Here is a 1,455-nt window from a genome sequence, read left to right on the forward strand (position 1 = left end):
AGATGAACCGCCCATTGCGGACCCGCATGATGGGTGGTGTGGGGGCTGGAGGTTAGAGACCTCCGGCTACCCGATTAAGTGCCTTTTAAGTTTTTGATCTGATAAGTGAAAACCCATCATCAACGGTAATTCTAAAATTGTTATTAAAACCGTCTTTAATAGTTACATCTGTCGGTTTACTACATAACTGCTCTTTAGGGCATAAAGAGTGGACAAGTTCAAATACATAACCACCATTAGCTAGAAAAATAGTGATTTCTTCGCTCGTATTTAACCAAACCACATACTTACCATCTATTTTTAAAAATACTGTAGCGAGCGATCCTTGAAAGCCTACATCTCTTGTTATTTTAACTGGGATATTTCTTTCATTGTTGGCTGTAAATAAACCTTGATCGTAAAGGCGATCTTTTGATGCAAGTTTAATGTCTTCTGTTTTTGGAGGTTGTGTTGCACAACCAGATAAAATTGATGAAATAAAAATTAAAGGTAATACTACTTTTTTCACTGGAACTTCCTTTTACAATTTAATGAATATAAATGTTGATATATACAAGGCACCTAACGCCGCGTTCACCGGTTTATCCGGTGCAATGCTTTGTTAGCCTTTTTTATGCTCAATACGTGAAGCTTCGCCATCAATTGCATTGTCTTTTTCTTCTTGCTCTTGGCGCTTTCTCTTTGCAAATTCTTTAGCGAACTCAGCCATAAATTCTGATAACTCCTCACGAATTTCGTTCTCTTTCTCTCTGATTTTTTTCAGTCTTTCGCGATGCTTTTTTATGTAAGCAACTGTTTTTTCAAGCTCATCTTTACTTCTAAACCAAAGAACCTGAGCAGTATCTATAGAATCGCTTTGCGTCTCATACATTGCTATTTCGCCGACTAACCTTTGACCATTGTGTGATGACTTCAAGGTGATCGTACCGCGGTCGCGTTTGTTTTTATCAATTGATTCATAAGTCATAGGGAGAAGGAGATTTCTAAAACTACCGCATAAACTATATTCCTCTCCTTCATCAGCACCATTTTTGCAAATCATAGTTCCAGTTATTGCATGACCATGCCTTTTTAAATTTATAATTTCTTGCCTATAGTCTCCAGTTTCTACATAAAGAGAAAACCATTTCCCTTCAAGGTGAAGATCCTTGTATACACGTTCTTCAAACCAAGGTTCTACGACACCTCGCCAGAATTTACCTATCACTAGCACTACAAAACTAACTACTAAGCCAGATACAAGACCTATTACAATATTTTCGTACATTAAGAATCCTCGGTTTCCCTACTGAAGGCTAACGCCCTAATAATGGGCAAAAAATTGTTGGCTAAAATGTTGAGGAACAAAAACAGCCAACTATTTTTTGTCCTTATTAATTAGCTTATAGTTACTCCGTTCCATTAATTAATGTATTTACCTATCTCATTAATACATGGAATATGCTTCTGTTGATC

General features: G+C 36.8%; 2 protein-coding genes. Both read right to left on the reverse strand.

Features of this window, described 5'->3' with window-relative positions:
• Positions 1-85: 85 nt before the first annotated feature.
• Positions 86-508 (reverse strand): hypothetical protein, encoded by a 423-nt coding sequence (locus tag AAEZ22_RS17980; RefSeq protein WP_352298326.1) that lies wholly within the window; start codon positions 506-508, stop codon positions 86-88.
• A 93-nt stretch (positions 509-601) separates the two neighbouring features.
• Positions 602-1,267 carry an ATP synthase subunit e gene (locus tag AAEZ22_RS17985; RefSeq protein ID WP_352298329.1) on the reverse strand — a complete coding sequence of 222 codons (666 nt, stop codon included), beginning with the start codon at positions 1,265-1,267 and terminating at the stop codon, positions 602-604.
• Positions 1,268-1,455 lie beyond the last annotated feature (188 nt).

This window comes from Pseudoalteromonas sp. 20-MNA-CIBAN-0454 (assembly GCF_040308685.1).
GTDB classification, from domain to species: domain Bacteria; phylum Pseudomonadota; class Gammaproteobacteria; order Enterobacterales; family Alteromonadaceae; genus Pseudoalteromonas; species Pseudoalteromonas nigrifaciens.

Bases quoted from the DNA above. Each gene is read 5' to 3' on its own strand.
- AAEZ22_RS17985 (WP_352298329.1), bottom strand. From the start codon at position 1,267: ATGTACGAAAATATTGTAATAGGTCTTGTATCTGGCTTAGTAGTTAGT.